General features: G+C 44.4%; 1 protein-coding gene. It reads left to right on the forward strand.

Features of this window, described 5'->3' with window-relative positions:
• Positions 1–2,114: 2,114 nt before the first annotated feature.
• Positions 2,115–6,231 (forward strand): amino acid adenylation domain-containing protein (locus tag OIU26_RS24620; protein ID WP_264218327.1); only part of this gene is annotated, 4,117 nt, incomplete at its 3' end.

The raw sequence follows: 6,231 nt of genomic DNA on the forward strand, positions 1-6,231 counted from the left end.
TCTTCCATATTCCTCATCATGGGTGTCTCCATTAATTCCTTCCCAGAGAGGGTATATAATTATTTGCTAATCCCATATAGCGATTGTTCTGATCAATATAAGGGCTTCGGGGGTTGTGAACAAGACTGCTTTTTCATGAAAATCTGTGCACTTAACTTTAAGAAAAAAAGGACATTTGGACGTTGATGTAACTTTCTAAAATTTATCATGCACTAAAATTTTTATCAAAATGTCTTCTTCACCAATATAGTCAATCTTTTGGACCGCATCCTTATCCATTATGATAATGTGGTCTTTTTTTAGTTCGATTTTTCATTATTAATATACTGGGAACACAGCTGCCTGTATACATATAGTTAATTTCCACAAAATCATGCGTATGCAGGTTTTATCCCTTCTGATCACAGCGCAGAAGGTTTACTCGGTCGTGATGCGCTCATCACAAAAACGATTCGATTTGTATAAAGTAATCATCACAACGACAAATATGTTCAGTACTTTTGCTGTGTCAATCTTCACTTCATTATTAAAGGATTAACTCGTCAAAACTTAAAAAATAGCAAGTTTCTTGCCACATGGAGACTTGCTATTTTATGTTTTTGGGTCAATAAGTTTCACAAAAGAAATGGTCCAAAAGTTATAAATTTTCTGAAAATCTAAACTTTTAATGAAAAATCCAAACGTTTCTATTAATAAAAAAATAGAGTTTATAGCTCAAATGAGAGAATATTTAACCTAAACCGAAATTCTGAGAGAAATTTAAAGAAAATTTTGCTCGGTAATTAGTTCAAAAGATCTAAAAAAATCACTATCTATTTAAAAAGTGAAGAGTTATTAATTTTGAATTAATTCAGCTTGAGTAAATAAATCCCATGATTTAGGTAGTTAAAGAATATTGCTGAAAAAGTTGAGATTTGTCGAATGGTGTCATGATCGGCTTGTTATATTTGTGTTAATGATATGTAACGTAAAATGTGTTTTGGTACAAGGGTTTTGGACTTCATGCAAGCACACAGCATTTTTATTTTATCGATTATAAAATCAAAAAATTTGTTCTAAATCACATTAACTTGTCGTAGTTAGTATTCAATTTAATAAAAAAGTGGAATTCTTGCATTTAAATATATAAAAATAATAGAATAATATGGGCTGTTTATTAATTTTATGAAATCTATCAAATTAGAACTTATGTCCCATGTTAATCGGTTTTAAAGTTTGTATATTTAAAATAGCTAGAAAGTATTGGGAGAAAAGAAGATATATAAGGATTTATTGTTATATTGTGGACGGAAAGAGGATGTGAGAAATTTGTATGGCAACTCGGTCGTCTCTTGTTTGGTTTTTAAAAATTTCCGGTAAATCCGTCCACGTCTTCCGTATTCCAAAGACAACTCCAATTTTATTCAGATTAATCTTTCACCAAAGAGCTTCGTTTGATGCAGAGAACACCGGAAGAAGTACTGTAATTCATCCATGTACAAAATCAGGAAGTCATAAGCGCAGTCGTGAGTATTTTTAGCTCCTTTCAGCCTAGAATTACGCTCCTAATCACGCTGCAGCAGTTCATGCGTCTCGTAGCATCGATACCCTCAAGCCAAGATTCAGACAGCACACATCACGACATACTACGTTGTTAACATTGCGGCAACCATTCTACAACCCACCACCAAGATGCACTCACAGCATAATTCGAAAATGTTCCCATTCCATGCACATATTCATACATCCAGAGTCAGAGTTTTTTCACCATGACCGCCCAACTAAAAAAAGCTTGCACTGCGAAAGTGTGAGCGATGAAAAAGAAGATGTGCTTATTTCGATTAAAATCAGCTCTTCGAAGCTCCGGGGGGCTGAAGGAAACCAGCTTTCAGATAGGAGAAGGAGAAACGGTAACGATTGTCGTCGCGTGCCGTGGCGGCAAAAGCACGATCATCAAACTGCTACAACAAGTATGCGAACTCAGATCTCAATGGTATATCAGGAGTGGTCGCTTTTGCCGACTTCCATTGGTAATTCAATGCCGGAAAAAAGGATCGCATGACCGTTTCTTGCCAAGGGCGGTCATTTTAGCAGAGTTACTTTTACACATATCTATTTTGCGAGGAGAGGTACGTATGACTCAGCACGATGTTCAATTGTTTGCATTAAGCCAGCCACAGCAACGTATTTGGTACACGGAGCTTGTGTATCCCAATCGCAACACGTCTACGATTATTACTACTGTTAAAATCAAGGGAACGGTTCGCATAGATGCATTGCAGCAGGCAATGAACCGGGTTATTGCACGAAATGATTCTTTTCGTATCAAAATCACGGTTCGGGACGGCATTCCCTATCAATATGTTGAGCCGTTTGCTACTCAAAGCATAGAAACCCTTCAGGTAACCCAGGAGGAAGCTGAGCTATGGGTGAGCCATCATAACGCACAGCCGTTCCCCTTACTGGATTCGCAGCTGTATCGGTTTGTTATTTTGCAGCTGGGGGCAGAAGATACCTGGTTTAGTTTCAAGATGCATCATATTATTTCTGACGGCGTTACCATGGAGCAGGCCATTAATGAAATTACGGGAAATTATATGAATATTGTGCATGGTACAGGTTCAGATGCGCCGGTCCCAGCGAACTCATATCTCGATTTTATTCAGACAGAGCAAAGCTATGAGCAATCAGAACGCTATCAAAAGGATAAGATGCACTGGACGGAGAAATTTGCCAATTTGCCGGAGGTTACAGGTTTAAAATCGTACAATCCGCTCACAGTAAGCACGGCTGCACGCCGGGAGACCTATACACTGGAGCACGAATTATATCGTGGTGTCACGGCTTTTTGCGAGGCGCACAACATCAGTATTTTTACATTTTTTCTGGCTGCTCTGTATATTTATTTACATAAAACGACAGGTGAACAAGATTTAACGGTTGGTACATTGTATGCTAACCGTACGTTGAAGAAGGAAAAAAATACAATGGGCATGTTCGTTAGCACTGTGGCTACACGTTTGCAAGTTGAGCCGGAATCCGAGCTGCTTACTTTCCTACAGGGTGTTGGCAAGGAGCAGTCGTCCATTTTGCGGCATCAGCGTTATCCGTATAACAAAATCATACAGGATTTGCGTGAACAACAAAGCGGCACGGATATTGGCCGCCTGTTTGGCGTTACCATTCAGTACCGTACGCTGAGCTTCTCTCGTTTTGATGAAGCTGTTCAGCAGGTGCATACCGATTTCTGCGGAGATACGGTGAGTGACTTTGATATTGCCATGATTGACATGCTGGATGACGATAAACTTGTATTGCAACTGGATTATCGGACCGAGCTGTTCAGCGAGCAGGAAATCGCCCGAATGATTCACCAATTTTTGAGTGTGGTAGAGCATATGGTGAAAGGGCCACAGCAGCGGATTCAGGAGTTGTCACTGATGAGTGACAAAGAGCGGGCACAAATTATGAATGTATTTAATGCGACCACAGTTCCCTTTCCAGACGATGTGGGGATTCATGAGCTATTCGAGAAACAGGCAGAATGTACACCAGATCAGACAGCGGTTATGTTTGGAAGTCAGAGTCTGACTTATCGGGAACTGAATGAACGGTCGAATTCATTGGCCCGAATGCTTCAAGCACAGGGAGTAGGACCTGACAAGCTGGTCGGCCTGATGATGCAGCGCTCAGTGGAAATGATCGTAGGCCTGCTGGCTGTTCTAAAAGCAGGCGGTGCTTATGTGCCGATTGATCCCGAATTTCCGTCATCTCGTATTGAATACATGCTGGAAGACAGCAAGGCTGCAGTGCTTCTGACCAGTCGTGATTTGGCAGAAGAGCACCATTGTCAGGCCAATACCATGTTTCTTGAGGATGCAGAATTGTATCAGGGAGACAGCTGCAACCTGGAGGTGATTTCTCACCCAGAGCATTTGGCTTACGTCATCTATACCTCTGGATCGACTGGTAATCCGAAAGGAGTTATGCTCCAGCATCGTTCGGTACTCAACTTTATTACCGGGATGCGTGAAATCATTGACTTTGAAGCTGGTAAAACCATTTTGTCACTCACGACCATTTCATTCGATATTTTCGTCTTGGAAACTATCTTACCGCTATTGGCTGGAATGACGGTTGTGCTTGGCGATCACCAGCATCAAGTGGATCCTCAGGCGCTTGGTGAGTTGATTACCCATCATTCTATTGAGATGTTGCAAATGACACCATCCCGGCTGCAGATGCTGCTGGATCATGAAGCTGGTTCCCGCGCGCTGCGGGGCGTAAAGGAAATCATGGTGGGAGGTGAAGCCCTTCCTTCCAAGCTGCTCGCAGCACTGCAAGAAATAAATGGTCCCCGTATTTATAACATGTATGGACCTACAGAAACGACGGTTTGGTCGACCGTACAGGAACTGACTCATGCTCAAGAAATTAATATCGGACGTCCTATTGCGAATACCCAAATATTTATCATGAATGCGAATGGGGAATTACAGCCAATTGGTATGCCAGGTGAGTTATGTATTGCAGGGGAAGGTTTGGCCCGTGGGTATTGGAATCGCGAAGATCTGACGGCAGAGAAATTTGTGAAAAATCCGTTTGCCGGAGATAAAGCAGGTTATGAACGGATGTACCGTACAGGCGATTTGGCGAGATGGACACTGGACGGCAATATTGAATATTTGGGACGGATGGATCACCAGGTGAAAATTCGGGGCTACCGGATCGAACTGGGCGAGATCGAATCGCAGCTAATGCAGGTGGAGTCGGTACGAGAAGCGGCCGTCGTGGCTCGTGTGGACGAAACAACGGGCCAAAAACAAATGGTGGCATACTATGTGGCCAGTCAAGCAATGGAAGCCAGTGAACTGAGAAATGAGCTGGGGCGGGAGCTACCAAGCTATATGGTGCCGTCGTATTTCATTCAGTTGGAGCAGATGCCGTTGACACCGAACGGTAAAATCGACCGCAAGTCCCTGCCAGCACCGGAAGGCAGTCAGCAAAGCGGATCGGATTATGAAGCGCCCCATACTGCGCGGGAACAGGCACTCGTAACGATCTGGCAGTCCGTCCTGGGCGTGCCAACCGTCGGTATTTTGGACAATTTCTTTGACCTGGGCGGCGATTCGATCAAGGCGATTCAAATCGTATCCCGTGCGTTCCAGGCAGGCTACAAGCTGGATATGAAGGATCTGCTTCGGTGTCCAACCATCGCAGCATTGGCACCACTTATGACAAGTCGTATGGCAGATCAGGGAGAAGTGAGCGGGGAAACGGCATTGCTTCCGATCCATCATTGGTTCTTTGAACAGGAGCAAGTGGACGCGCATCATTTTAATCAGGCGGTTATGCTGCACCGGGAGCAGGGCTTTGACGAAGCTGCTTTGCATCAAGCGCTAATCCAGTTGACGGAGCACCACGATGCACTGCGGATGGTGTTCAGGAAGACCGAGCAAGGCTACCAAGCGTGGAATCGCGGAATACAGGAAGGCGAGCCGTATCATCTGGACGTGCTGGACTTTAGGGATTTGACGGATGAAGTCACCCTGAGCACGAAGATTGAAACGAAAGCAACTGAAATTCAAAACAACATAAACTTGTCTGAAGGACCGCTGGTAAAGCTCGCTCTGTTCCGTTGTACTGATGGAGACCATTTGTTGGTGACAATCCACCATTTGGTGGTCGACAGCGTATCATGGCGTATTTTGCTGGAGGATCTGGCATCCGGCTATGAGCAGGCTTTACGGGACGAGTCTGTCCGCTTGCCGAATAAGACGGATTCCTTCCGCCTGTGGGCAGATCAACTGGCAGCTTATGCGAACAGCACCGCGTTGGAGAAGGAACGTGCGTATTGGGAGCAGGTGGAGCGAGCTGGTGCTGCTCAAGAGGCATTGCCTAAGGATTACACTCGTAAATCTCAGGCCAAGCCACAGCTTCGTGATGATCGAACACTGACCGTAGCGTGGACGGTCGAAGAAACGGAACAATTCTTGAAACAAGCTCATCGGGCCTACAGTACAGAAGCAAACGACCTACTGCTGACAGCTTTGGGCATCGCCATTCAGGAGTGGGCAGGCATCCGTCAGGTGCTTGTAAACTTGGAGGGTCACGGACGGGAAGCCATTTTGCTGGATATGGATATTACGCGCACGGTCGGTTGGTTTACCAGCCAATTCCCAGTTGTCCTGGATATGGGCGAGGACCGGAATGTGGGACAGCGTGTCAAGAACGTCAAGGAAGGACTACGCC

Origin of the sequence: Paenibacillus sp. BT-177 (assembly GCF_025846815.2) — a bacterium.
Classification (GTDB): Bacteria; Bacillota; Bacilli; order Paenibacillales; family Paenibacillaceae; genus Paenibacillus; species Paenibacillus polymyxa_C.